The following is a 25126-nucleotide window of genomic DNA, read 5'->3' on the forward strand; positions in this document are numbered from 1 at the left end:
AAAGTTCTGCCGTACAAGTGAGTGACACAACAAAAGCCCAATAGCATTCCCTAGCCGGCTACATCATTATTGTTTTACAGAAAAACTGTACAAAGAACTTGTTTTATATACTTTACCCGGCTCCAGCACAGTTGATGGAAACTGCGGCTGGTTGGGACTGTCGGGAAAATGCTGGGTTTCCAGGCAAAACGCGGTGCGGTATGCATCTTTTGTTCCACCCTTCATATTGTTTTTGCTTTGCATAAAATTGCCGCCATAAAACTGCAGGCCCGGTTCCTGCGTAAACACATCCATCCTGATACCGGTTTTATCTGCTATAACGCTTGCGGCTTTATGCATATCAGCAGTGCTGTCGTTTAATACAAAATTATGATCGTATCCGCCGCCATTCTTCAGTTGGGGATCGTCGGTATTTACACGCTCACCAATTTTTGTTGCGGTTCTAAAATCGAATGGTGTGTTTTCTACCGGTGCGTGTATGCCCAGCGGTATAAGGGTAGTATCTACCGGTGTATAGTTGTCTGCATAAATGGTAAGCAAATGATCGTTGATGGTACCACTGCCGTAACCGTTCAGGTTAAAGAATGCATGATTGGTAAGGTTAACCACTGTTTTTTTATCAGTAGTGGCTTCGTAATGTATAGCAAGGCCGTCTTGCGCAGTTAATGCATACGTAACTTTTACAGCCAGGTTTCCGGGGAAACCCTCCTCACCATCTTTGCTTAGATAAGTAAAAACAACGGCTGTATCACCCTGCATTTGCGCATCCCACACTACATCCTGGTAACCCTTTTTACCACCGTGCAGAGCGTTTGCACCGTTGTTGGTAAAGATGCTGTACTGTTTACCATCAAGTGTAAATTTTCCTTTGGCAATGCGGTTTCCGTAGCGGCCGATGGTTGCACCAAAATATGGTTCAGTGGAATTTTTAAAACCCATCACATTGTCAAACCCAACAATTACATCAACAGGGTTATTGTCTTTGCCCGGCACTATAAGACTTACCAGCCGGCCGCCATAATTGGTAAAAGCTGCCTGCAGGTTGCCGTTCTTTAACACATAGAGTGCGGTTTGCCTGCCATCTATTGTTGCTTCAAAATTTTTTTTATCAACCATAGCTGTTTTTTTAGCGGTTGCAGTTTCTGTTTCGTTGTTTGCTGTGTTGTTGCAGGCCATTATTGCAGCTACAGCAAAAGCAAAGACGGTTATTTTTTGAATGGTCATATAAAATGTGTTTTAAAAAAGAGCGGCTTAATCAAAGCATTCCCAGCAGTCTTGCATAGATTTCAATCATGGCTGCCTGGTCTATCATAGCATAGTTTTTCTGCGTACCCACGAGGTTGTCTGCGTTGCGCTTCCGGGCCCATATTCTCTCTGCATCTTTTGCAAACCATTCTATGTGCGCCCGGTTGTGGTCTTCCCTGTACAGGTCCTGCAGCCCTCTTAACAATACGGCATTGAACCAGTAATTGCCGGGTAGTTTATTGTGCCTGTAAAAATATTGCCGGGCTGCGGCGGCAATACGCTGCGCTTCTGAGAGGTATTGCTGATCTTTTGTAATCCTGTACAACAACACATTTGCCTGCAGCATGGTGCCGGTGTTGTATGTATATTTTGCTGAATCAATTTTCAGCGATGGTATTTTGATGTGATCGTAATAAAGGCCATCTGCAGACTGCAGATGCTGATTGACCCACTTATAAAGCAACATGGCTGTATCAAGGTAATTTTTTTGCCCTGTTATGCTGTATAACTGCAAGGCAATAAGTATACCCGGCCCGTTGGAGCACGTGTTCTTGGTAGTTTTCTCATCTTCTTTCCAATACAACCCACCACCCGAGATGGTGTCGAAACCCGTCATCATAAAACGGTAAATCTCTTTCGGTTTATCCAGGTAGTAATCCTTGCGGGTTCTGTTATAGGCATCGAGGCAGGCAATTGCAATCCACTGGTTGTCGTCGTAAAACCGGCTGTCATGTTCTTCTGCGGTAACGTAAGCCTGGTAACCATTTGCAGGAGCATCTGTGTTGTAGTATTGTTCAATGGCTCTTACTACCGGTTCCATAGCATCATTGTCCTGCATGATCGCTTCCTGTTCGTTGGCGGCCTGTACCAAAGCACAGAGCGGCCACATATAAGAGTGCAGTTTATCGTTTGCCTTTTTAGGATAATGCTCGTAGTAAAGGCCTTTGGCAGCATCGTAAAAATGTGCGTCAATATTCTTTTGCAGTAGATTGATGCGCCTGGCATATTCCTCTTTTTGCTGCCCTGCAACAGGAAAGAAGAATAACAGGCCCACCGCTGCACATAACAAAAGCCGGATAAATGTATTGTTGCTGTAATTCATTTGTTGTTTTTCCAGGTTAAGCAAAGAATGGCCGGTACGGTTTTTAAAAATGTCAGGCATTGATCAATCCATGCATTACTTCCGTACCATTTTCAATTGAAGCAATATACACCTGCAGGTCCCGGCCGGTTGCTCCTTTGTATTTTGCCGTGGTTTCATGCACCAGCGTATGGATCATATCTTTTTTTACCAGGTTGATGGTGCAACCGCCAAACCCCCCGCCCATCATACGTGCACCCATTACAGCATGATTATTTTTAACCGATTCCACCAGCACATCAAGTTCCGGGCAGCTTACTTCATACAACCGGCTAAGGCCTGCATGCGTTTCAAACATACGCTTACCAAAAGCACTGATGTCATTATGCTGCAGATCATTACAGGCATCCTGCAGGCGCTGGATCTCTGCCACAATAAAGCTGCAGCGGTTATACACCACAGCATCATGCTTTACACAGGCATCGAGCATCTCCATCGTTGCATCGCGCAGGCTATGCACACCGGTATAATGCTTTTGTATCATTGCCACACCGGCTTCGCATTGCTGCCGGCGTACATTATATTCCGTAGATGCCAGCGAATGTTTTATGCCCGTGTCGAACAATACGATGGCAATATCATCAAAATCAAAAGGCACATATGCATACTCCAGCGAGCGGCAGTCGAGTTTTATTACATGATCTTTTTTGCCAAACACACTGGCAAACATGTCCATGATACCGCACTTAACACCGGCAAATTCATGTTCTGCGGCCTGTGCCATTTTTACCATATCGAGCTTTGAGAGGCCAGGTGCAAACAGTTCACTCAATGCTTTTGCAGTGGCGCATTCTACGGCTGCAGAAGAAGACATTCCTGCACCGATCGGCACATTACCATCCAATACCATATTAAAACCACTGATGGTTAAACCCTGTTTCTGAAACTGGTCTGCCACGCCCAAAATATAGTCGGGCCATCGTTCTTTATTGGGTGCCAGTGTATGTATATCTGTAGTAAAATGCTGATCAAATTCTGCCGCATACAACAAGATTTTATCATCTTCTCTTTTAGATATGCCTGCGTAAACGGCCTTGTTTACTGCAGCAGGCAGTACAAAACCGCTATTATAATCCGTATGCTCACCAATCAGGTTCACCCTGCCCGGTGAACGTACAATAACAGGTTCGTCATTGTACAACTCTTTAAATCGTTTATAAACCTTGCCGGTAAAACTCATTGCATTTTTTTTAGGACTACTGGACAAATTACTCTTTCACCACGCCAATTTTTTTGCTGTATAGCTTGCTGTGTATGGCGTTCAGCTTTTCAGCCGGCATCTTTATTACTTTCCGGTCGTATGTCATTAAACCGTTCGTTTCTACCTCTACATCTGTTGTTTGCGTGTACACTGCTGCAGACAAGCCTTTCCGGATCAATGGTTGCAGGGCTTCTATAAATTCCGCATACTTCATGTACATGGTATCAGCATCTTTAAAACTCTGGTAGCCCCAGTTGTTTTTACCCTGCCATGTATGCCCTTCAAGTGGTAATCCAAGTCCGCCAAATTCTCCTAATACAAGTGCCTGCTTTGCACCAAAAAGATCAACCTTTGGCATTGCCGGTGCCGGGTAATTGTGCAAATCCATGATATCGCCTGTGACATAAAAATTACCACCGCTTGCGCTGTTTACAAGCCTTGAAGGATCTTTTTGCTTTGTCCATTCAGTTATCTCAATGGTCTTGAACTGGCCCCATGCTTCATTAAAGGGCGTCCATACCACTATGCTGGGAAAGTTGTGCAGGCTCTCCATAATAGCGTTCCATTCTGTACGGTAGATTTTTTCCGATTCCGGTGTACGATCCATTTCATTACCGCCTTCATAACCGGGGCGTGAGTTCCAGCGTGCACCAAGATCTCCGCTTGGCATATCCTGCCATACAAGCATGCCTACGGAATCGCAATAGCGGTACCAGCGTGCCGGTTCTGTTTTTACATGTTTACGAATAAGGTTAAAGCCCATCTCCTTTGTCTTTACAATATCAAACAGCAGTGCTTCATCTGTTGGCGCGGTATATAAACCATCAGGCCACCAACCCTGGTCGAGCGGGCCCAGTTGAAAAACAAATTCATCATTCAGCATCATGCGCAATACCCCATGCTGATCTGCTTTAACAGAAGATTTGCGCATCGCGAAATAACTCTTCACTTCATCAACTACTTTTCCTTTTCTTACAACCGCTATTTTAAGATCATACAGGAAAGGACTTTTAACTGACCACAATTTCGGGTTACCGATCGCAAGCTTTGCTTCAGCAGCGCCTGCAGCAGTTGTTTCGGCTATTACTGAGGAGCCATCCCATGCGCTGATCTTGATACTATCGCCCGGCTGCAGGTTCTTAACATCTGTTGTAACGCTTAAGCGTTTGTTATCTACATCCGGCGTTTGTATGGTTGCAGCAATGTAAGTCTGCGGTACAGCTTCAACCCAAACCGTTTGCCAGATGCCGGTAACAGGTGTGTACCAGATACCATGCGGCCTGTTTACCTGTTTACCTCTTGGCTGCGGGCCATCATCAGTAGGGTCCCATACTTTTACTTCGAGCTGCTGCTTACCTTTTGTAATAAAGCCGGTAATATCAAAGCTGAAAGGATCGTAACCACCTTCATGTATACCAACTGATCTGCCGTTGACAAATACTTCTGTACGCCAGTCAACAGCACCAAAATGCAACAAGTATGTTGCATTCTTTTTCTTTGGCAAATCGAAAGATGTTGCGTACCACAATAAACTGTCTTTACCCACTGTTTTGCCAACGCCCGACAATGCAGATTCAATGGCGAAAGGCACCAGTATCTTTCCCTGGTAGGCTGATGGTTTTGCTTCACTTTTTGGCAGCACTGCATAGTTCCATAAACCGTTCAGGTTCTTCCAGTCGCCACGCACCATTTGCGGTCTCGGATATTCCGGCAATGGCATTGACGGATCTACTTTCGCTGCCCATGGCGTTGCAATTTTACCTTCCACCATTTTCCAACCATCCTGCGCAACTGCACAGGCGCATACACAGGTAAAGCCTGCTGCGGCTAAGATTTTTTTCATCATACAATCATTGGTTTATTGAAGCAATGTTATTTTATGTTTGTTGACAAGCTGCATTACTACTATCATCGCCTGTTGTGTCACTCACTTGTACGTTCTGTCCGCTGTTCACCACTGCGAAGCGCTTTCACCTGCACGGTACATTGGCAAATATTGTAACAGCCATACAGCCGGCGTTGCAGGCAGCGCATGCAACACCAGGGTAAAAACACACGTTGTTGCCTTCGCTGTGCCGCAATACCTACTGGCGTACAAGAGTGCGACGCAACAAAAGCCTCATGCATGTACTACTGCCCGGCCCCAACAATTATTGCTTCCACTTATCTGCGAGTACTTTTATAAAATAACCACCCACCACACTGCGTGCCTGGAAGCCAACCTGTTTACCGTCTGTTGTTTCGTGCCAGTCGCTGAGTGGAACACGTGTGGGTGTTTCCGTTGCATATTTATAGACAGGATCTACAAAAGTTGTAAAGTCGTTTTCATTGTTTGTAAGCACTGCCGTCCACAAGATCCAGTCAGACTTTGTATATGTTTTACGACTATCTAGCGGGAGACCAAAAGTTTGCTGCTTTGTCAAGTAATAAGCAATCTCTTTCTTATACACTTCGTCGGGAAAAAGATTAAGACCAAGCAGTTTATCCCAGATCATATTGTACTTCTGGCTCCAGGTATTTTTATCGTTATAGGTAAGCGCATAATGATCGCCTGCATCTGCAAGAGACATCCACTTTGTGGCCATATCTTTTGCAATGGCGTTGTATTTATCTGCGGTAGCTTTGTCGCCCATCATATCGGCCATCATGGCATAGGCGCCAACGCCGCAAATAGCTTTGACAGCAAGGTTTGCGTTGCGTGCAAGGTGGCCGGCAAAATCATCGGTACACAATTGGTTGGCAGGATCGAGGCCTTCCTTTACAAGAAACGCTACCCATTTTGTCAATGTTTCCCAATGTTGTTTTGCATATGCAATATTCCCATCTGCCTTACTGATGGCACCTGCAAGACACATCATGTTTCCACACTCTTCCACGGGCATATCTTCACCATATGTTTGCCCGTTTGCAAGCGGGTAAGTACCGATATCGTGTGCAGGAAAAGGCTTGGTCCATTTACCGCTTTCGCTGTAGTAGAAAATACCATTCAGCATTCCTTTCATCAGTTCTGTGTTATAAGCAAGAAAAAGCGGTGCTGACGGGTAAGTAACATCTACAGTATTTATAGAACCATTACTGTAATTTTCTTTTGACAGAAACAAAGTTTCGCCCTGGGGACTTTTCAACACTTTGTGCGCCGCTATTGATTGCCTGTAAGCCATTACACAAAGCTTTGCATAATTTTCTCCGCCGGCTCTCTTTGCATCTTCGAAGATCATTTGATCTGTTGCTTCGCATTTGGCAAGCACAGTAGTATAATCTTTTGCTGCAGCAGCCAGTTCGCCTTCTATGGTTGCATTGCCTTTTTTCCACCATGCTTTAAGGTTCTGCTGAAAATATTGAACCGCATACAGATCATCGTAGCCGAGCATTACCGTTTGCTCGCTGGCACCCGTTATCTTACCAAAAGGAATAATGGTATTTAACCATAAGCCTTTGCCTGTAGTAAGATTTATTTTATTTGGTGCAAATGCGGTAAGCGCAGATGTAGCCTGGCTGATCGTTTGTATAGCGTTGGAAGATTCTGGTATGGCCACATAAAGGTAACCCCAGTCTATACGCAGGTCGTCACCTTTCTTTTGCAGTACCGGCTGCTCTGTGGTGCCTGCTTTTAAAATGTTTAAACCGCCGGATGTGTAGCTGCCTGCTTTTACTTCCTGTGCCCTTACGTTTACGGCAAGATCAGTAGATGTACCAAAGTAAACCTGTGCATCGTGCGCCTTGCCATCATTTGGTTTTACTTTAAACGTTACATAAGAAACGGGCCTGGCAAGTAAGTCAATATCAGAAATAACCAGCGGGCTTACAAAAGACAGGTCAACATCTACAGCGCCACATGTGAATGCATATTTTGTTTGCGTAGCTGTAACGTTTACAGATTGCTGCACTGCATCTTCTACTGCCTGCGGGTCGGGCTTTGGTTTAGGCTTGTCAGCAAAACCGGCATCGAGCCATGAACCGCCTGCGGTATTGGCAATATGGATGGCCAAAACATTCTTTCCTTTTTTTAGCCTGCTTTTTACAGCGTCATCCATTTTATAATTTTCTATTTTGCCATTCCAGCAGTTGCAATTGTAAATCTCTTCACCGTTCAGGTACACCTGCACATTATCATCATGCTGCATTCTGAGATAAAGCTCATTGATGTCTGTATTTGCAAGATCAAAAGACCTGCGCACCCACAGGTCACCTTCTGTCCATCTTGTTTTGGCACGTTCATTATCGCCAAAAGGTGCCTGTGTTGTTTTCCATTTACCATCATCAAAATTTTCTTTCATCCAGCCTTCTGCCGGTGCTGCTGTAACATACTTTACCGTGTAGGCGGTTTCATCGCCAACAGGCACAATAGGTTTAAGCGGCAAAGACTCTTTACCAAGTAACCGATAAATTTTACCATCTACCTTTATTAAACCGATCAACGACTGTTCGGAGCCTGTCCAGTGTTTTGTAGGAGATGCGTTCAGCTGATCTGTGAATGACCATACACTGAGGTATGGATCATGTGTAATCAACGGGTATGCCGGCGCCTTATTAACCTGGGCGCTTAACTGCTGCGAAAAAAATAAACAGGTTACTGCTTTTATTAAACCTTTAAAATTCATTTGCTTTTTTTGAGGTGAATGGTCAATAGTGAATGGAAAATCGTCAACGGTGAATGTCTATTTTTTACCAGTGAGCGATTTGATCAGGTCGACTTCTTCTTTGCTATACGGTGAGCCGTCTTTCCTGAATATATCGTGAAACCACACTTTTGGTTCTGAGCCATCGGGTATTGGTGTATCCCACGCATAAATGGTATTTGTTTTGCCGGCCACGAAACCCCAGTTGATGGCGCCTACATTTTTTTGTTTCATCATCGGCATGATATTCTGAAACTTGCTGCCCCTTGTACGTGCCATGTATTCGGTACAGATGAGCGGACGGCCGTATTTCTGTAAAGAGTCTATTACTTCTGCATGCACTTTTTCATCATCGTAATTGTGGTATGTAATGATATCTGAGTTGGCAAGCTGAAATGTATTCAGCTCTGTTAGGTCTTTGGCCCAAACGCCTGCAGACAGTGGCTGCACGGGATTTATCTGCCTGCCCCACCTGAACACCAGTGATAACAGGTAAAGACTTTTACCTTTATAACCGCTGTTACCGGGTTCATTATATACATCCCACATCAATATGCGATGATCATTTTTAAATGTTGTAAGTATGTCTTTTACATACTTCTCCAGCGTGGCCACCACTGCGGGATTTGTTTCGTAGAAAAGCTTTCCCGGGTCTCTTATCCAGCCTGAATTGTGTACCCCTGGTTTTGGTTCGCGTTGTTTTCCTGCTGCATAGTTTTCATCCCATACATCATCAAAGAAAACAAACATTGTTTTGATGTGGTGTTTGTCTGCAATAGCAAGGTATTCATTCACTCTTTTTTTAAAACCTTCGGGGTCAACTTCCCATGCCACATGATGAAGGAACACACGCATGGTATTAAAACCAATGCCTTCTGCAAAACCAAGCTCCTTATCGATTGTTGCCGGGTCAAACGTTTCTTTCTGCCACATCTCCAACTGGTTGATGGCGCTGCCCGGTGTAAAATTGCTGCCGCGTATCCAGCCCTGTTTACTGTACCATTCATTGGCTTGCTCTTTTGTCCATACAGCTCTTTCGCTTTGTGCATTTGCATTTGCTGCCACCAGGCATAACAACACAGCAAATAAGGAGGTCAGTTTCTTCATGATAATTTTCAGTTTATATTCAAATCGGTCTTTTAAAAAAATGAGGGAAGAAAATTAGTTAATAAGACTAAGAACTAATGGATTGCTGTATTCTTCCCTCCCATAACTAACTGCTGCTGAGAAATTTTAAAAACCTTTAAACCTGCTAACAGGGAACATGACTGCAGCAAAACATGTAACCGCGGTAAGCAAGGCTGATAGTAATTTCTTTTATTCTACTACCGGGAAAGCCGAGATCCTTAATCTTGCAGCTCCCATCGGTATCAATGTAATCTCTGTCTCTTTTGTATTCACGTTTACAGGGCTCTGCGGCAGCGTATCACACAAACCGTATTTGTCAATTGTCCACTGTGGTATCATTTTGCCTTTAGCCTTTATCAGAACCGGTACATCATTTAGTGTAAAAGGAAAATTGCTTGCAGGCCATTCTTTTTTTACTACTTCAAATTGTTGAGCCAATGGTTTACTGTTTATAAGCAGGCCATAGTTCCACATTGACAAAGGATAAATATCGTAGGCCGGCCACTTACTCTGGTCTGCATTGGCCTGCCATTTTGCATCCCACACGGCTGCTTTGGTAGCATCTACCTTCGTATAATTTTCTTCGATCTTTAAGGAGTAAGTGAGTGGCCCATAATTCAGGCTTACACTGTTCTTGTTTTTGTTCCATGTACGCAATGCAAGCTGCATCGGAAAAGTTAGTTCAATCTTGTCCCCGTTACTCCACTTTCTTTCAATGCGTGCATATGAACCTGCTTCGAAATTGCCTGTAACAGGCTTCCCGTTGATACTTAAAGCGGAACGTGTGCACCAGCCCGGGATACGCATGTATAAAGGGAACTCACCGCTACCGTTTACTTCGATCATAATTTTTTCATCAAACGGGTAATTGGTCGTCTGCTTCAGTGTTACTTCTTTGCCGTTACCAACCTTCGCAGTTACCTCGCTGCTGCTGTATAACATGGCGGCAATACCATTATCAGGCGTGGCCATCCATAAATGTTCTGCATAATAAGGCCAGCCCTGGGCATGATTGTGTTGACAGCACCTGCTGCTAAACGGGTTCATGCTGAGAAAAGGCCCTTCGTTTTGTAAACCGGGTGAATGATTTTTACTGTCACTGATCACCATATTCGGAGCAGTGAGGTAACGCAAACCTTTAAAATCGGGCATTACAGCCGCAGGGTATGTGTTGAAGGCTACGTCTTCGCAATTGTCTGCCCACATTGGGTCGCCGGTAATACCAATAAGCAATTCATCAGATGCCATCTGCTCCACCATTCCGCATGTTTCAACGGCCTGCCTGGGATCGTCGTAACCTTTACGGGCATTTTCATCTGCGCCAAACATACCACCGGGCACCTGGCCATAGATGTTGCGTATAAGACTGAAGTTGTTGTAAGTAGCTTTTAAATGCGCAGAATCTTTTGTCTGCAGGTAATAAGTGGCCGGCTCACGAAAGCATTGGGCAACGTTTACATTGTGCCAGTTGGGCAGGTTATTGGCCTGCGTCCAGTCTGCCGTATTGTTGTGAATTTTATGGGCAAGCTCCAGCAACCAGGACTCGCCGGTGCGGTTATACAACCAGTAAATGCTGTAAAGATTATCTCCGCCGCGGCTGTTCTCCCAATAGGTTTGCAATAATTTATTGTCTGGTACTGCAGACTGCCATTTGAAATATTTTGTCATGAAGGGAATAACACGTGCATCCTTACTGTATTCGTAATATGATTGCATGGTCCACAACATGATCATATTTGACCAGAGATCTGTATACTCACCTTCTTTGATGGTTGGGCCAAAGTAACCGTCTGCACGCTGGCTTTCAAAAACTTTCTCCAGCCACCTTTTTGTTTCGGCAATCATTTTTTCATCATGCAATATGTAGCCGATATCACCATACCCTTTCAGCCAGTATGGAACCTCTTCCCATCCATGATCGCCCTGGCCTGTACCACTATACCAGGCATTGTTGTGCTTATCGAGCCAGGCACTTATTTCGCCAAGATTGCCCGTTAAACCATCCCGCTGCAGTTCGAGATATTTCAGCACCCAACCCTGTGGCTTTATACTGCCCGCCGGCAGCTTAATAAACTGCGATGGAACAAGTGGTGCCTTATTGGACACATAATATTTGCTGGAAGTTGTTGCTGTAATGCGCTTAACAACTGTTACGCTATCTGAAGCAGGCATATTCCAGTTTATAAAAAGCAGGGCCGCAACAATACCGGCACTTATTGTACTGATCTGTTTCAGACTGAAATATTTTCTCTTCATGCTTTATACGTTCACTTTTTTACCGGCGATAAAAAGTAATAAAAAAACCACGTTCAACAATACTGTATCGTCACTTATTCTTCAATGCAGGCAAAGAAAATACAAAGGGCCTGCTCCTGTCGCTTACAAGCGTTCCGTTTGCAAATTGCAATGGCGCTACCTGTATCGATGATCTTCTTTCGCTGAAAGGATAAATACCATTCGCATCCATGTGTGCTTCGCCATGTTTTATCCTGCCGGGGTGTGTAAAGTAAAACACCCATGCCTTATCATTTACCACAACCACATCTCCATGTGCACCGCCTGGTTGATCATCTTTTCTTGCCGACGCGCTGTCTAATATAAGCCCCTGTTTTTCCCAATGTATAGCGTCGGCCGATCTGTATACACGCATGCCGCGCCATTCATCTGTCAGCATCCAGTAATAATGGTTATATGCAAACACTTTCGGACCTTCCTGGGCGGTGTTGCCAAGTACGGGCTCGTTATTGTATGTCCACGTAAAAAGATCTTTGCTTTCTGCCATCATAATTGCGGCGTTGCGTGCATCATCTTTATACCACATACGCCAGGTACCATCGGGCATTTGCATAAGCGACGCGTCTATGACTTGCTCTGACGAAAGCGTTACAAACCCAATAAACTTCCACTGCCATAGTTCATTGCTTGTATAATGTGCCATGCGTGCCTTACCACCCCACTCACTTCTTACACCTTGTATATACACCACAAACATGTGGTAAACACCTTCATGATAAACAACCTCAGGAGCCCAGTAGGTATTACGCCCTTCTTCAAATGCAAGATTCAGCGTGCCGCGGTAAACCCATGTGCGGCCACTGTCTTCCCCACAGGCCACCGCAATATCATTACCATAGCAGAAGGATACACCCGGCGCTTCCGTATTTGCACGGCGCTGTGTGTACAACATCCACCATTTTTGTGCTGCACGGTTCCATACCATTACAGGGTCGGCGGCCCCATCTGTAACAGGATCACGGTAGAGCGGCGCAGGTGCCGTGTGTGTAACATCCTGCGCCATTACCGTGTTAACCACTGCCATAAATAAAACCACTAAATATGAAACCAAAAAAATCTTCATGCGCTTATGCATTGCACGTTCAGTTAATGAAAGCTTTTATCATTGTTTGCCGGCTGCAGTACTCATGGCATCTCCTGTTGTGTCACTCACTTGTACTGCAGGAACTTTGGGCGACAGCAGAACAGCCACCGATTGGCGCCGGAGGAAGCGCAACATTTCAACAGACCGGGGTTTTAAAAATCCGCTTCGGTCTTCGCATTGCTCAATAATGCTGCTGCCGTACAAGAGTGCGACGCAACAAAAGCCCAATGCTTATACTGCTGCCCGGCACATAACAATATTTCAAACAACTACACATTGTATTACCAGGCCGTTACACACAGCCCGGTAATATTCATTAAAAGGTAAGCTTTACAAGCTGTGAAAAGATCATGTCTTCCACACCTGCAATCTTAATACCTACCCTTGCAAAAACATAGTCCTGGCTAAGCGTTGGCAAAGCAACAGACAGGCTGATGTTATCAGGATCTGTAATGTCGGCACCTGCTTTATCAGCCCGTGCTACATTGTTTGTACCTGATACATACACCGTGTTGTTTACAAACAACGTTACACTTTCAATGTCTTTTGCATTGGCATCGGTTATAATTTTTTCTGCCTTAAAAGTTGCATTAACCGTGGTACCGCTAACGCTGATGTTTGCGTTGCGTATCATGTAATATGGCGTTACTTCTATATCAACCGTTTTGCTGCCGGCAACTGATATAGCCAGTGAGTCTGGTGTGCCTGCTGCTGTTTTAGGCCACATGAAAGGGCCCTGGCCTGTTGGAACAATGAATTTATAATCACCGTCAAACAGCAAGGCATTCATCTGTCCATCTTGTGTGAATACACCATTAATGGCACCAACTTTACCAAAACCGGATTGATACAACTGAAATGGCACACGTTCGTACTCTACATAAATGGTATCACCGTTATACAACAGCCCGCCTGTAATCTGAGATGATGGCGGTGCATAGTTATCTTTTTTACAGGAATACAAAGCACCTGTTAAAACACAACCTGCAACTATATAAGAAAGGATCTTCATGTCTGAATAATTTAAAGTTGTTATTGGTTAGGTTGCTTTACAATTTTTGGATTGGCAGAAATCACATCATCGCCAATAAGGGAGTAGTAATTACCCAACTGGAACAGGTTGTTTCCTGTAACAGGGCCGGGCAATACTTCTTTAAACAACCACTTGCCATTATCGGGGCTGGCAGGGTTATAGTATTTGTAAGGCCACAAACCCCATGGCTGCGTACTTGTTTTTGTAGCCTGGCCAATATTGCTTACGAGTTCTGTTTTTGTAAGCGGAGAACCATCCCATACAATGTGTGCAAGTCTCCAGCGTTTCATGTCGTATAAGATATGCCCTTCAAAAGCAAGCTCTACGCGGCGCTCATGCACTACGCGGTCAAAAGTTATTTCTCCTGCAGTTAAAGCGGTGGTAAGGCCGGCCCTTGCGCGAACCTGGTTCATATAATCTGCTGCAAGCTGTGTTTGACCAAGTTCGAATGCTGCTTCTGCAGCATTTAACAATACTTCTGCATAACGGTAACGGATATACGCAACATCACTGCCGCGGCCTCTTCTGCCAGAACCAACCTGCGGGTCTAACCATTTCCTGATGTAAAACCCGGTTTGTGTTCTGTATTGCAAACCACTGATAGGCCCGTCTTTACCAACTACAGGCACCGGTGTTTCTGTGCCGGGCAGCGGCTTGGTGTTTACGGCGTTGTCGCTTGTGAGTATTGAGCCGTCGGCCAGCTGGTAGCCCGCCCATATATCTGTAACACCGGATTTGAATACAGCGTTTGGCAGTAGTACGGTGCCTGCAAGACGTGCATCGCGGCCCGCAAATATGCCCTGTATGTCATCGTAGAAAACAGGGTTGCCTGAGCCATCTGTTGTAGCAAGCGGCGCGTATGTATTATCAAGGTTTTCGAAAGCTTCCACCAGGTTTAGTGATGGATTCAAACGACCTGCATCGTCTCCTTCATCAGACAAAGAGAAAGGCTGATCATTGGTGGTGAAAGCGTGTGTTTTACCACCATTTACCCTAAAGTCTTCTATAAACATAGATTCCTGGTTTACGCTTGTTTTGTCCAGGAACAATGCGGCAAAATTGTCTGACAGGTTTGGCAATACCTGGTAAAGTTTGTAAGCACCGGCCTGCCCGTTGATAATTTCCTGCGCAGCAGTAAGCGCTTTTGTATAGTATTCAGTTGCTTTTTCTGCAGGAATACCTACTTCATTACCTGGCAGGGTAACCTGCGGCGTTCTGATGTTTCCATACTTTGCAATAGATGCAGCATACAATGCAGCCCTTGCTTCCATGGCCAATGCAGCGCCTTTTGATGCCCTTGATTTTGTATTGGCATCTGCAGGAAGATCGTTCTTGATTGCTTCTGCCTCGCTGATAATAAAGTCGTAAATATCTGACTCTTTTGCACGGGGCGTTTGCAGGTAAGTAGGATCACCTTTCAGGTCGTAAATCAATTGCTGTAAAATCAATGGTACGCCGCCATATCTTTTTACCAGTTCGAAATAGAAGCTGGCGCGGATGAACCTGCCCTCTGCCATAAAGCGTGCTTTATCTGCTGCACTCAATTCTGTAGAGGCGCTGTCACGTGCTATAAAAAGATTAAGGTCTCTTATGTAAGCATAACTATCGTACCAGTTTAAACCCCAGGAGTCGAAGCCCCAACCGGTTCTCTGCACAATATAGTAGCTGCCATTTTCAGAAGGGAAGCTTTCGCTAAAATCTGCAAAAGATCTCCATCCCGGGTCTGACGGTGTTCCGTCAAGCGCAGAGAAATCAATCATCCTGTTATACAGGTCTCCCAATATAGAAAGTACCAGTGCAGGATCAGAGAATGCCGTTTCTTCCGGTATTACCTGCGTGGGCGGGATGTTTAAAAATTCATCGTCTTTCCGGCATCCTGCCAATACAACAAGACAGGCAACCGGCAGTATAATCAAAAGTTTTTTCATCGTTAATTTTTTAATCGTTAGAAGCGTTAGAGCGATAGATTGATACCTACGTTAAATACCCTGTTTTGAGGAAACTGTAAACCATTGTCGTCAATTACTTCAGGGTCTATACCGTACTGGCTAAGATTGTCAATAGAGAACAGGTTGTACACGTTCAGGTAAATTCTTGTATTCTGTATCCGCACTCTTTTCAGCCAGTCCTGTGGCAGCCTGTAGCCCAGCTCAATCGTCCTGGCCCTGATCTGTTTAACGTTGTGTGCCCAGAAGGTGGAATTCTTATTGTAATTACTATGACCGGTACCCGGGTTGTAACGGTTGGCAGGGTATTTACCTGGGATCCACTCGCTGTTGGGGTCAAACGGATCTGCTTTGTGCCACCTGTCTGTAAAGATTTCATTCAGGTTGCCATTACCCTGGAACGCCCAGCGCATTTCCCAGTTTTGAAACCATGTATAGCCTGCAGCACCTGAGAAGTCTGCGTGGAAATCGAAATTCCTGTAATTGAGTGCTATCGATAAACCGAAGTTGATATTCGGCTGCTGGCCATAACCATAACCGATAGGTCTTTCATCAAGCCCGTCGATCTTTCCGTCTTTGTTTACATCTTCGTAGATGAGGTCTCCGGGCAGTAATGTCCTGTTACCCTGCCCGTCAATATTTACAGGGTAATTATTGATCTGCTCCTGCGAGCTGAACTGGCCTAACACATTGTAGCCCCAGCTTATGTTGTTAAACCTGTCTTCAGAAGAATTGCGGTACTGATCAAATGAATTAAAGAACAGCGGGTTATAAGAGTTAAGCGATTTACCGCGGGTGATAGAAAAGTTACCGGTAACATTAAAATTCAACTGGCTGATCTTTCCGTTATAACCCAGTGAAAACTCAGCACCATACTGCGCATCGCTGTTGATGTTTTCCCTTGGCAACTGGTAACCGATCTCAATAGGCGTAAGCACATCGTTCTTTGCACCCAGCAATCCTGTACGTTTCCGGTAGAAGTAATCCACTGTACCGGTTATCTTTCCCCTGAATAGCGAGAAATCCATACCGATATCCATTATCTTACTTTTTAACCATGTAATGTTGGTAGTAGGCACACCTTTATCTCTCGAAACGGTAATACTGTTACCATCGAGAATGGCAATACCCTGGTTGTAGTTATAACCCTGCAGGTATGCATACGGCGCAACAATAGGATTGCTGTTGTCATACGGATTTGTATCATCACCGAGTACACCATAAGACGCCCTGAATTTCAGATCACTTAAGATATAGTCGTTATCACCCAAAAGGCTCTTAAAAAATGGTTCATTGGTAATGCGCCAGCCGATTGAACCGCCGGGGAAATAACCAACACGATAACCGGGAGCAAACAGGTATGATGCATCTCTTCTTACAGACGCTTCCAGGAAATACCTGTTAGCGTAGTTATAAGTTACGCGGCCAATATAGCCCACCCTTGAAGTCCTGTCATCACTGTCATCATAACGGTCTGCTGTAGGAAAGTAGATCAGCGGCAGGTTATTGGAAACTGGTGATGCATGTATCCAGTTTCTTAAACGTGTGGTCTTTAGCCTTTCTGCCACAACTGTTGCTCCAATGGTATGATCACCGAAGGTGTTGTTGTAATTGATCTGTCCCTGTAAGGTTGTATTGATCTGTTTAATCTGCTCTCTTTCGCGCCATGGGTTAGTGCTGCCTCCGGACGGTATGTAAGTATCGTTGGCTTCATCATACCTGTAACCGTTATAAGTGTATTCATGGTTATTGAGCAGGTAATCTGCTATATAGTAAGAGAACAGACCACGCACCGTTAAACCTTTTATGCCCGGTACCTGGTAGTCTGCATGAAAGTTTGTTTGCAGCACACGCCAGTCTCCGCGGTAAAGCCCTGCAATGGTTTTATTGAGGTATGCATAGTTTGTTTCAATGTGCCCGATATCATTCAGGTAGGCAGGATTGTCATTGGCATACGGTCTTTCTATGGGCGTATTTCTTAATACGGCATAACGCGCCAGCCAGTAGTCGTCCAGGCCAGGTACACCGGGGTTTTCACGGCTTTCTATCCTGCCGTTAATGTCCACACCCACTTTAAGGCCACTGGTTAATTTAGCAGTAATGTTAGACTGTATGTTTGTCCTGTTAAACTTGTACTCAGAACCCATTACAGAATTCTGAAAAAAGTTGGTGGCCGATACATAATAATTTACTTTATCTGAACCACCGTTGATGTTTACGTTTACCGAATTCTGCGGGGCATTGTTATTACTCGTAATAAATTTTCTCCAGTCGAAGCTGCGGTACTGCGGGCCTGCGCTTTCGCCCTGTTTGTATTTTTCCAGTTCTTCCTGTGTAATGTTCGTGTTGCCAAAGCTGTTTATTTCAGCCTCGGCACGGTAGTACATATAATCGTAAGAGTTATTAACGACTTCAGGAAAACGAAACCATTGCTGCCAGCCTGCATACGCATCTACATTAATAGCGTTTTTGCCGGTTGCACCGCGTTTGGTAGTTACCACCACCACACCGTTTGCGGCGCGCACACCATAAATGGCAGCAGAACCATCTTTCAATACAGTAATGCTTTCAATGTCGTTTGGCGCCAGGTTGTTGAACTGGCCTGCATCCTGCTGTATACCATCAATTACATACAAAGGGTTGCCCATGTTGCGTATCTGTATGCCTGCAGATGCACCGGGCCTGCCATCGGCCATCCTGAATGTAACACCGGGCAGTTTGCCAGCCAGCGTGGTACTTACAGTGGCGCCGCCATGCACACGGTCTATGTCTTTACTGGTAACGGTTGCAATAGAACCTGTAACAGACCCTTTGCGCTGCGTACCATACCCAATTACCACTACTTCGCCGAGGTCTGATGCTGAACCCTCGAGCGTTACCGTAATATTTTTCTGCCCGGTTATACCTACGCGCTGCTCCTTCATACCCACATAAGTAAAGACGAGGAACTTGTCAGCCGCCGTTACCGTTATGGTAAAGGCGCCTTTTGCATCTGAAAGTGTATTGGCTTTGCTTTGATCAGTAGCTATACTTACACCTTCTACAGGTGCTTTGTCTGAGCCAAGCACAACGCCCGAAATAACGGAATTATCCTGTGCTGTAACAGCAGATGAAATAAGTAAGAGTAAACTCAGCAGTGTGCTGAAAAGTGAAAAGCTGCTCCTGCCGGGCAGCCATGTGGCTTTCGTTTTTTTCATTGTAAACAAGCAATAATTCATAACAGTTTATTTTGGAATTTCTAAATTTTTATATTTGTGCAATCGTTTACACAAAAAGCCAAAAAAATCAGCTCGAGTTGTTGCTTGTTTGTTTAGATGCAGTCATAATGATTTTTTGATTTGAGTGTTATGGTGTCTGGTAGTGTACATAAGCAAATAGCTTAGCGGTGTACACATCATAATGGCAAGTACAGTCCGGCATAAGCAATCATCCGGTTGGAATGATAACGTGAAGAAAAATCAATTATCAAAGATGATCGTTTTATTTTGTCTCATTATTTTATCAAAATGTCTCAAAGTTTTTTTGACTGCGTGTTAGCTATAAAGAAAGAAAAACATGATGAGCCGTGCTGCAGTGCAGGTAGCATCACCTGTTGCGTCGCACACTTGTGCGGCAGTAACATTGCGCAGCATGCTGCGGTTACAGTCAGCCTGCAAAACGCAAACGTACACAGCAACGCGGCAGATTAAGCTGAATATAGATATACAGTACAAGAGTGCGACGCAAGGAACGATGCGCAGCGCTCAAATGCCCGGCCCATAAATAAAAAACGATTGCCATAGCTTGAACTACAAGACCCCGATAGTATTGCTCATACTGCTGCAACTTGGTGTAACTGCACTAAGCCAGACTTATTATTTCAGGCATTACCAGGTAGAAGACGGGCTTGCCAACAGCACCGTGCATTGTTGTATACAGGACAAAAAAGGTTTTATATGGATGGGTACCAAAGGTGGCCTCAACCGCTTTGATGGTTATACATTCAAAGTATTCAGGCACGATGAAGATGACACGACCAGTATTGGCAGTAATTTCCTGCGCAGCCTTTACGAAGATGAAGAAGGTGTAATCTATGCCGGCACCATTAATGGTTTGTACAGGTACAACGACATCGCCGAAAACTTTACAACAATAAGAACAGGTGGTGAAGTAAGAGACATTAAAAGAGATGGCCTTAACAACCTGTGGTTTATTATTGGCGGCCGGCTGGTAAAGTACAACCTTGCAACAGGTAAGACGTTTGATTTTATGCAGGGCGATTATTTTGATGCCACTTCTGTTTGTATTACCGCAGGCAAAGAGGTGTGGGTATCTACGTCAAACGGCACTATTGAGCATTACAATCCTGCAAAAAACAACTTTACATCTGTTAAAGTATTTCCAGACGGCGCCGCAAACAGGTGGATTGAAAAAATCTATTACAGCGCTGCCAATAAAATTTTTATTGGCACATCTACCCACGGGGTAAAAGTATATGAGCTTGCTACCGGCAAATGGTATAACATTATAACAAACAATACAGACAAAACGGGCATTTTTGCCAGAGACTTTATACAAACAAAAAGTGACGAATACTGGATAGCAACTGAATCGGGCATATTTATTTACAATACAACAGACAGCAGTTTTGTAAACCTGAAAAAGCAATACAACAATCCTTACTCGCTTTCAGACAATGCCGTTTACACATTGTGCAAAGACAAAGAAGGCGGCATTTGGGCAGGTACATTTTTTGGTGGCATTAATTATTACCCCAGGCCATACACCTCGTTTCAAAAGTTTTTCCCGGATAACAGCTTTAATGCCCTCAGCGGAAACGCTGTACGCGAAATATGCCGGGACAGGTACGGCAATTTCTGGATTGGAACAGAAGATGCAGGTTTAAATAAGTTTGATAAGCATACACAAACCTTTACCGCGTTTAAACCGACAGGCAACAAAACGGATATTACTTATTACAACATACACGCTTTGCTGGCAAACGATCATGAACTGTGGGTAGGCACTTTTGAACATGGCCTCGACATACTGGATATTAAAAGCGGTAAAGTGGTAAAGCATTACGGTGCAGACGCAAAGGGCGGGCTGGTAAGTAATTTTATTATCTCCATCATTAAAACAACGGACAATACCATATATGTGGGCACACGGAACGGCCTGCAAAAATACAATGCTGCCACAGATATGTTTGAACGTGTGCCACAGGTGCCTCCCAATTTTATATATACTTTATGCGAAGATCACAACGGAACAGTATGGGCCGGCACCACCGATAATGGTGTATATTATTTCAATACCAAAACGAATACAAAAGGCGAACTTAAATATGACCCCAAAAACAAAAACAGTCTCTCTACCAATTTTGTAATTGATGTATACGAAGACAGCCGCGGCACCATCTGGATTGGAACAGAAGGTGGTGGCCTGTGCAGGTACAACCCGCTTACCAAAACTTTTAAAAGATACAATGCTAAAAACGGGTTTCCCTCAACTACTGCATTGCGCATACTCGAAGATGACCAGCACATGATGTGGATAACAACCACCCGTGGTCTTACAAAACTCGACCCCGCAACAGATGCAATTATTACGTATACAAAATCTAACGGTCTGTTGAATGACCAGTTTAATTACAGTTCTGGTTTCAAAGATGAAGATGGTACAATTTATTTTGGAAGTGTACGGGGCATGATAAGCTTTAACCCCAGCTCATTTGCACCAAATAATTACACGTCGCCCATATACATTACAGGGCTAGAAATAAACAATGAACCGCTTACCGTGCATGCAGGAACAGTGTTGGAAAAATCGATTGCTTATACAAAGAAAATAACGCTTGCTTACAACCAGTCTTATGTAAGCATCGGCTTTGCGGCGCTGGCATACACGTCACCGGAGATGGTTGAGTATGCCTACATCATGGAAGGGCTGGATAATGAATGGACCTATCTTAAATCTAACCGCAAAGTTTATTTTACAGACGTGCCACCCGGCAACTACACGTTTAAAGTAAAAGCCAAAACGGGCAGCGGCAACTGGAGCAGCCAGCCCGCAGTGCTGAATATTGAAATACTTCCGCCCATATGGGCAGGCACGTGGGCCTACGCGTTGTACATTACCGCTGCCTTGCTGTTGATCTTTTATATCATCCGCAGCTATAACCAGCGCCTTATTGCAAGAAACCAACGCAAGATGGAGTTGTTTCAACACGAAAAGGAAAAAGAGATTTACGAGGCAAAAATCGAATTCTTTACCAACGTGGCGCATGAGATACGCACACCGCTTACACTTATAAAGGCCCCGCTGGAAAAAGTGCTTAAGCAAACAGATGCCCGTGCAGATATTGTACCCAACCTGCGGCTGATGGAAAAAAATACCAACAGGCTGGTAGACCTTACCAGCCAGTTACTCGACTTCAGGAAAACGGAAACAAAAGGCTTTAGCCTGAATTTTGTACACACAGACATTAACGAACTGGTAAAAGAAACCTGCTCTCATTTTGCAGCCGCAGCAGAACAGAAACAGCTAAGCTGCCACATGGATTTGCCTGGCGAAAATATACATGCTTATGTTGATGAAGAAGCATTGAAAAAGATACTGAGTAACCTTATCAGCAATGCCATCAAGTTTGCAAAACACACAGCTATACTGGAGCTTGCTTATTACAACAATGAAAAAAGACGTTTTGTAATTAAAGTGAAGAGCGATGGCAATATGATACCGGCACACCTGGGCGAAAAAATATTTGAGCCGTTTTACCAGGTGCAGCAGATAGAAAACCAGAAAGGAACAGGCATCGGTCTTGCCCTGGCGCGGTCCCTGGCAGAGCTGCACAAAGGTGCACTGTATGTAGATAAGTCTGCCACAACCATTAACACATTTGTATTAATACTGCCTGTACACCAGGCCATAGAGTTTGACCTAAGATAAACATACACCATATGAAACCAGGTATTTTATTAGTAGACGACCATGAAGATATACTGCAATTTCTCAGCAGTGATCTGGAAGACAAATACAGCATTTACACCGCTGCAAATGGCAGAGAGGCCCTGAATATACTGGAGAAAGAAAGCGTTCAGCTGGTGATCAGCGATGTAATGATGCCGGTAATGGATGGGTTTGAATTGTGTAAGGCCATTAAAACAAATTTCAACATCAGCCATATACCGGTAATTCTCCTCACCGCCAAAAACACCCTGCAGTCTAAGATTGAAGGGCTTGAAACAGGTGCAGATGCATACATTGAAAAGCCATTCTCGCCGGGGCACCTGCATGCGCAGATAACAAGCCTGCTTAGCAACAGGAACAAACTAAAAGAGCATTTTGCCAACTCGCCGCTGGTGCACATCAACAGCATTGCATACACCAGGGCCGATGAAAAATTCCTGGAAGACCTGAACAATGCCATTGTAAGCAATCTTGAAAATGCCGAGCTTGATGTTGAGCAACTGGCAAAAATGATGAACATGAGCAGGCCAACTTTTTACAGGAAGATCAAAGCAGTGTCAGACCTTACACCCAACGATCTCATCAATATTACAAGATTGAAAAAAGCCGCAGCTTTACTGCTTACCGGCGGTTACAAAATATATGAAGTGGCAGACATGGTAGGCTTTAACTCGCAGACAAATTTTGCAAGAAGTTTTTTAAAGCAATTCGGCGTTACACCATCAGACTATGTAAACCTCAAAGGCAGCAGGCAGAACTAACAGATAAACCTGTTACTTTCCTGTTCTGATGGCAGCAATGATGAAGTGCCCGATTTTTTCTCCTTCATCATAACCGTTGTTAATGGCGGGCATATAATGTATGCCACCATAAAACCGGCTGATAGCCGCTTCTTTCGCCGCCTGTTTAAACGAAGTAAAACTGCGTGGCGCCAGGTCAAATTCAGTTTCAGTTGAGTCTGTATAAGCAAAGTTGTCGCCAAACATATTGGTCAATACAACGGCACACGCAGCCGATACAACGCTGTGCCCGCTTGTATATTCCGGGAAGGGCGGTGTTTGCAGCAAAGGCATCCAGGCCTCATCAATATACTGGTTGATGTATGTTTCAGGTCTTATTACACGGCTCCTGTATTTCTCATCCCAGCAACTGATAAAGGCATCAGCAAGCGTTATAGCCACGCAGGCATAGGCTTCTGCAGACTGCACAAAACTATAACCTACTTTGTTACAAGCTACCGCGGTTATGTTTATCCAGTGGCCACCCGGCGAGATCTTCTTTGTTGCATACATTACATGCCCGTTTACATTCATCTTAAAAGGATTACAATCCCAGAAACTGGCAATTGCTTTTTGTTCTTCATCCAGTTGCACACCTGCTGTATAAACCGCTCTTGCTTCTTTATAAAACGCGCTGGTACTGTCTGCCGAAAAAGGCAATGCCGGCAGGGGTTTAAACTGTTGCGCAGAATCAACCAGGAATGTGCGCATCTTTCCCCAGTGCGGCTCTATTGCTTTGATGTATGCCGGTGGCGTTGGCTTCCACGATCCGTCATCTTCCATTACAGCATATTTTGCATACGACCGCGTTTCTTTATAGTTATCCTTAGCCGCCCAGGCAAGCACAGCATCTGCAACCTGGCGGCCATACGTTAAAGCATGCTCATAAACATCTTTGCGCATATTGCTGCTGTACGTTTGCAGCAACGCGTTGTGAAAATCCTGTACCTGTTGTTCAGAAATTACCAATGCTTTTGCAACAAGCAACATGGCATGCACTGCGGCCAGTTCGTTGCTGTAAGCCAATCCTGCAGTGGGTTTGGGCAGGCTGCTCAATCCGTGTAACCGGCCGGCAAAAGATCGGTACTGGTTATTGCCGCTTATTGCCGCTTCATACCCCGCAATACTTACATATGCATATATGCGGCTGGCAACAGGCGGCGAATAAATATCGTGCACAATAACATCCGTCACTTTTTTCATGGTACGGTGTAGTGTAGCAGCACCTGGTACGGCTGCGGTATCGCTTACGTAATCTAATGCCCGGGCATTGAAGAAGGTAATAATGCAAAACAAAAATAAACATGCACGTTTCATATAGCTCTATCTGTTACACGCTGTAAACTTAGTCTAATAATGATGAGCCCGGCAGTATTACTACTATTGGGCTTCCGTTGCGTCGCACTCTTGTACGGCAGCAGCACTTTTCAACATAGCAAAGGCTTCTTTCGTTTTGTATGCTGCACCATCTGTAACAAACGCATGAACCGAAACAATGCGCCTGCGACGGTTTGGTTAAACGCAGCCCGTATAAAAAGCTTCGCAAAGATGAGCGCAGCACCGAACGTACAAGTGAGTGACACAACAGGCGATGCCACATGTACTGTTGCCGGCCACCAACACTACTTCGCCATGTCGGCCGTTGAAGAAAAAGATATTCCCGCAACCCGGTTTGCACATTTGTCTCAAAAATTATCAAAAACG

15 protein-coding genes are annotated in these 25126 nt (G+C 44.6%); 3 read left to right on the forward strand and 12 right to left on the reverse strand.

Features of this window, described 5'->3' with window-relative positions; translation table 11 throughout:
* Window positions 1-66 precede the first annotated feature (66 nt).
* The 8 genes from I5907_RS02330 to I5907_RS02365 all read right to left on the reverse strand — a co-directional run bounded on the left by I5907_RS02330 (window position 67) and on the right by I5907_RS02365 (window position 12653).
* Complete coding sequence (locus I5907_RS02330) at window positions 67-1224, reverse strand: aldose epimerase family protein (RefSeq protein ID WP_196989127.1); 1158 nt, start codon at window positions 1222-1224, stop codon at window positions 67-69.
* A 31-nt stretch (window positions 1225-1255) separates the two neighbouring features.
* Window positions 1256-2407 (reverse strand): glycoside hydrolase family 76 protein, encoded by a 1152-nt coding sequence (locus I5907_RS02335; RefSeq protein WP_196989128.1) that lies wholly within the window; start codon window positions 2405-2407, stop codon window positions 1256-1258.
* Window positions 2400-3566 (reverse strand): galactokinase, encoded by a 1167-nt coding sequence (gene galK / locus I5907_RS02340; RefSeq protein ID WP_196989129.1) that lies wholly within the window; start codon window positions 3564-3566, stop codon window positions 2400-2402. The genes I5907_RS02335 and galK overlap by 8 nt, the downstream gene beginning before the upstream one ends.
* Before the next feature lie 28 nt (window positions 3567-3594).
* Entirely contained in the window at window positions 3595-5433 is a 1839-nt protein-coding gene (locus tag I5907_RS02345; protein ID WP_231401936.1) for a glycoside hydrolase family 2 protein, read from the reverse strand.
* 304 nt (window positions 5434-5737) lie between these two features.
* On the reverse strand, window positions 5738-8188 hold the full coding sequence (locus tag I5907_RS02350) for a glutaminase family protein (protein ID WP_196989130.1): 2451 nt from the start codon (window positions 8186-8188) through the stop codon (window positions 5738-5740).
* A gap of 57 nt (window positions 8189-8245) precedes the next feature.
* The gene (locus I5907_RS02355; protein ID WP_196989131.1) at window positions 8246-9313 is read right to left on the reverse strand and encodes a glycoside hydrolase family 2 TIM barrel-domain containing protein; all 1068 of its coding nucleotides are present in this window, start codon (window positions 9311-9313) and stop codon (window positions 8246-8248) included.
* 210 nt (window positions 9314-9523) lie between these two features.
* Window positions 9524-11590: a beta-L-arabinofuranosidase domain-containing protein gene (locus tag I5907_RS02360; protein WP_231401937.1), complete on the reverse strand. Its 2067-nt coding sequence runs from the start codon at window positions 11588-11590 to the stop codon at window positions 9524-9526.
* 70 nt (window positions 11591-11660) lie between these two features.
* The gene (locus I5907_RS02365; RefSeq protein WP_231401938.1) at window positions 11661-12653 is read right to left on the reverse strand and encodes a family 43 glycosylhydrolase; all 993 of its coding nucleotides are present in this window, start codon (window positions 12651-12653) and stop codon (window positions 11661-11663) included.
* Between the two features lie 17 nt (window positions 12654-12670).
* Here I5907_RS02365 and I5907_RS02370 point away from each other — a divergent pair, with 17 nt between their 5' ends.
* Window positions 12671-12901: a hypothetical protein gene (locus I5907_RS02370; RefSeq protein ID WP_196991069.1), complete on the forward strand. Its 231-nt coding sequence runs from the start codon at window positions 12671-12673 to the stop codon at window positions 12899-12901.
* A 128-nt stretch (window positions 12902-13029) separates the two neighbouring features.
* On the opposite strand, the gene I5907_RS02375 is transcribed toward I5907_RS02370, so the two are convergent.
* From I5907_RS02375 to I5907_RS02385, 3 genes are read right to left on the reverse strand one after another with little or no spacing between them, the layout of a single operon-like run.
* Entirely contained in the window at window positions 13030-13725 is a 696-nt protein-coding gene (locus I5907_RS02375; RefSeq protein ID WP_196989133.1) for a DUF3823 domain-containing protein, read from the reverse strand.
* A 20-nt stretch (window positions 13726-13745) separates the two neighbouring features.
* On the reverse strand, window positions 13746-15674 hold the full coding sequence (locus I5907_RS02380) for a RagB/SusD family nutrient uptake outer membrane protein (protein ID WP_196989134.1): 1929 nt from the start codon (window positions 15672-15674) through the stop codon (window positions 13746-13748).
* 26 nt (window positions 15675-15700) lie between these two features.
* Window positions 15701-18889, reverse strand: a complete 3189-nt coding sequence (locus I5907_RS02385) for a SusC/RagA family TonB-linked outer membrane protein (protein ID WP_196989135.1) — start codon at window positions 18887-18889, stop codon at window positions 15701-15703.
* Window positions 18890-19475: 586 nt separating this feature from the next.
* On the opposite strand from I5907_RS02385, the gene I5907_RS02390 reads away from it, so the two are divergent.
* Window positions 19476-22622 carry a ligand-binding sensor domain-containing protein gene (locus I5907_RS02390; RefSeq protein ID WP_196989136.1) on the forward strand — a complete coding sequence of 1049 codons (3147 nt, stop codon included), beginning with the start codon at window positions 19476-19478 and terminating at the stop codon, window positions 22620-22622.
* 11 nt (window positions 22623-22633) lie between these two features.
* Window positions 22634-23404, forward strand: a complete 771-nt coding sequence (locus tag I5907_RS02395) for a response regulator transcription factor (protein ID WP_196989137.1) — start codon at window positions 22634-22636, stop codon at window positions 23402-23404.
* A 12-nt stretch (window positions 23405-23416) separates the two neighbouring features.
* Here the strand turns inward: I5907_RS02395 and I5907_RS02400 are convergent, their stop codons facing one another.
* Window positions 23417-24739, reverse strand: coding sequence for a vanadium-dependent haloperoxidase (locus I5907_RS02400; RefSeq protein ID WP_196989138.1), 1323 nt, complete (start codon window positions 24737-24739; stop codon window positions 23417-23419).
* Window positions 24740-25126 lie beyond the last annotated feature (387 nt).

Origin of the sequence: Panacibacter microcysteis (assembly GCF_015831355.1) — a bacterium.
Lineage (GTDB): Bacteria > Bacteroidota > Bacteroidia > Chitinophagales > Chitinophagaceae > Panacibacter > Panacibacter microcysteis.

Coding starts and splice junctions, on each gene's coding strand:
- I5907_RS02330 (WP_196989127.1), bottom strand. CDS start 1,224: ATGACCATTCAAAAAATAACCGTCTTTGCTTTTGCTGTAGCTGCAATA.
- I5907_RS02335 (WP_196989128.1), bottom strand. CDS start 2,407: ATGCCTGACATTTTTAAAAACCGTACCGGCCATTCTTTGCTTAACCTG.
- galK (WP_196989129.1), bottom strand. CDS start 3,566: ATGAGTTTTACCGGCAAGGTTTATAAACGATTTAAAGAGTTGTACAAT.
- I5907_RS02345 (WP_231401936.1), bottom strand. CDS start 5,433: ATGATGAAAAAAATCTTAGCCGCAGCAGGCTTTACCTGTGTATGCGCC.
- I5907_RS02350 (WP_196989130.1), bottom strand. CDS start 8,188: ATGAATTTTAAAGGTTTAATAAAAGCAGTAACCTGTTTATTTTTTTCG.
- I5907_RS02355 (WP_196989131.1), bottom strand. CDS start 9,313: ATGAAGAAACTGACCTCCTTATTTGCTGTGTTGTTATGCCTGGTGGCA.
- I5907_RS02360 (WP_231401937.1), bottom strand. CDS start 11,590: ATGAAGAGAAAATATTTCAGTCTGAAACAGATCAGTACAATAAGTGCC.
- I5907_RS02365 (WP_231401938.1), bottom strand. CDS start 12,653: ATGGCAGTGGTTAACACGGTAATGGCGCAGGATGTTACACACACGGCA.
- I5907_RS02370 (WP_196991069.1), top strand. CDS start 12,671: ATGAAACCAAAAAAATCTTCATGCGCTTATGCATTGCACGTTCAGTTA.
- I5907_RS02375 (WP_196989133.1), bottom strand. CDS start 13,725: ATGAAGATCCTTTCTTATATAGTTGCAGGTTGTGTTTTAACAGGTGCT.
- I5907_RS02380 (WP_196989134.1), bottom strand. CDS start 15,674: ATGAAAAAACTTTTGATTATACTGCCGGTTGCCTGTCTTGTTGTATTG.
- I5907_RS02385 (WP_196989135.1), bottom strand. CDS start 18,889: ATGAAAAAAACGAAAGCCACATGGCTGCCCGGCAGGAGCAGCTTTTCA.
- I5907_RS02395 (WP_196989137.1), top strand. CDS start 22,634: ATGAAACCAGGTATTTTATTAGTAGACGACCATGAAGATATACTGCAA.
- I5907_RS02400 (WP_196989138.1), bottom strand. CDS start 24,739: ATGAAACGTGCATGTTTATTTTTGTTTTGCATTATTACCTTCTTCAAT.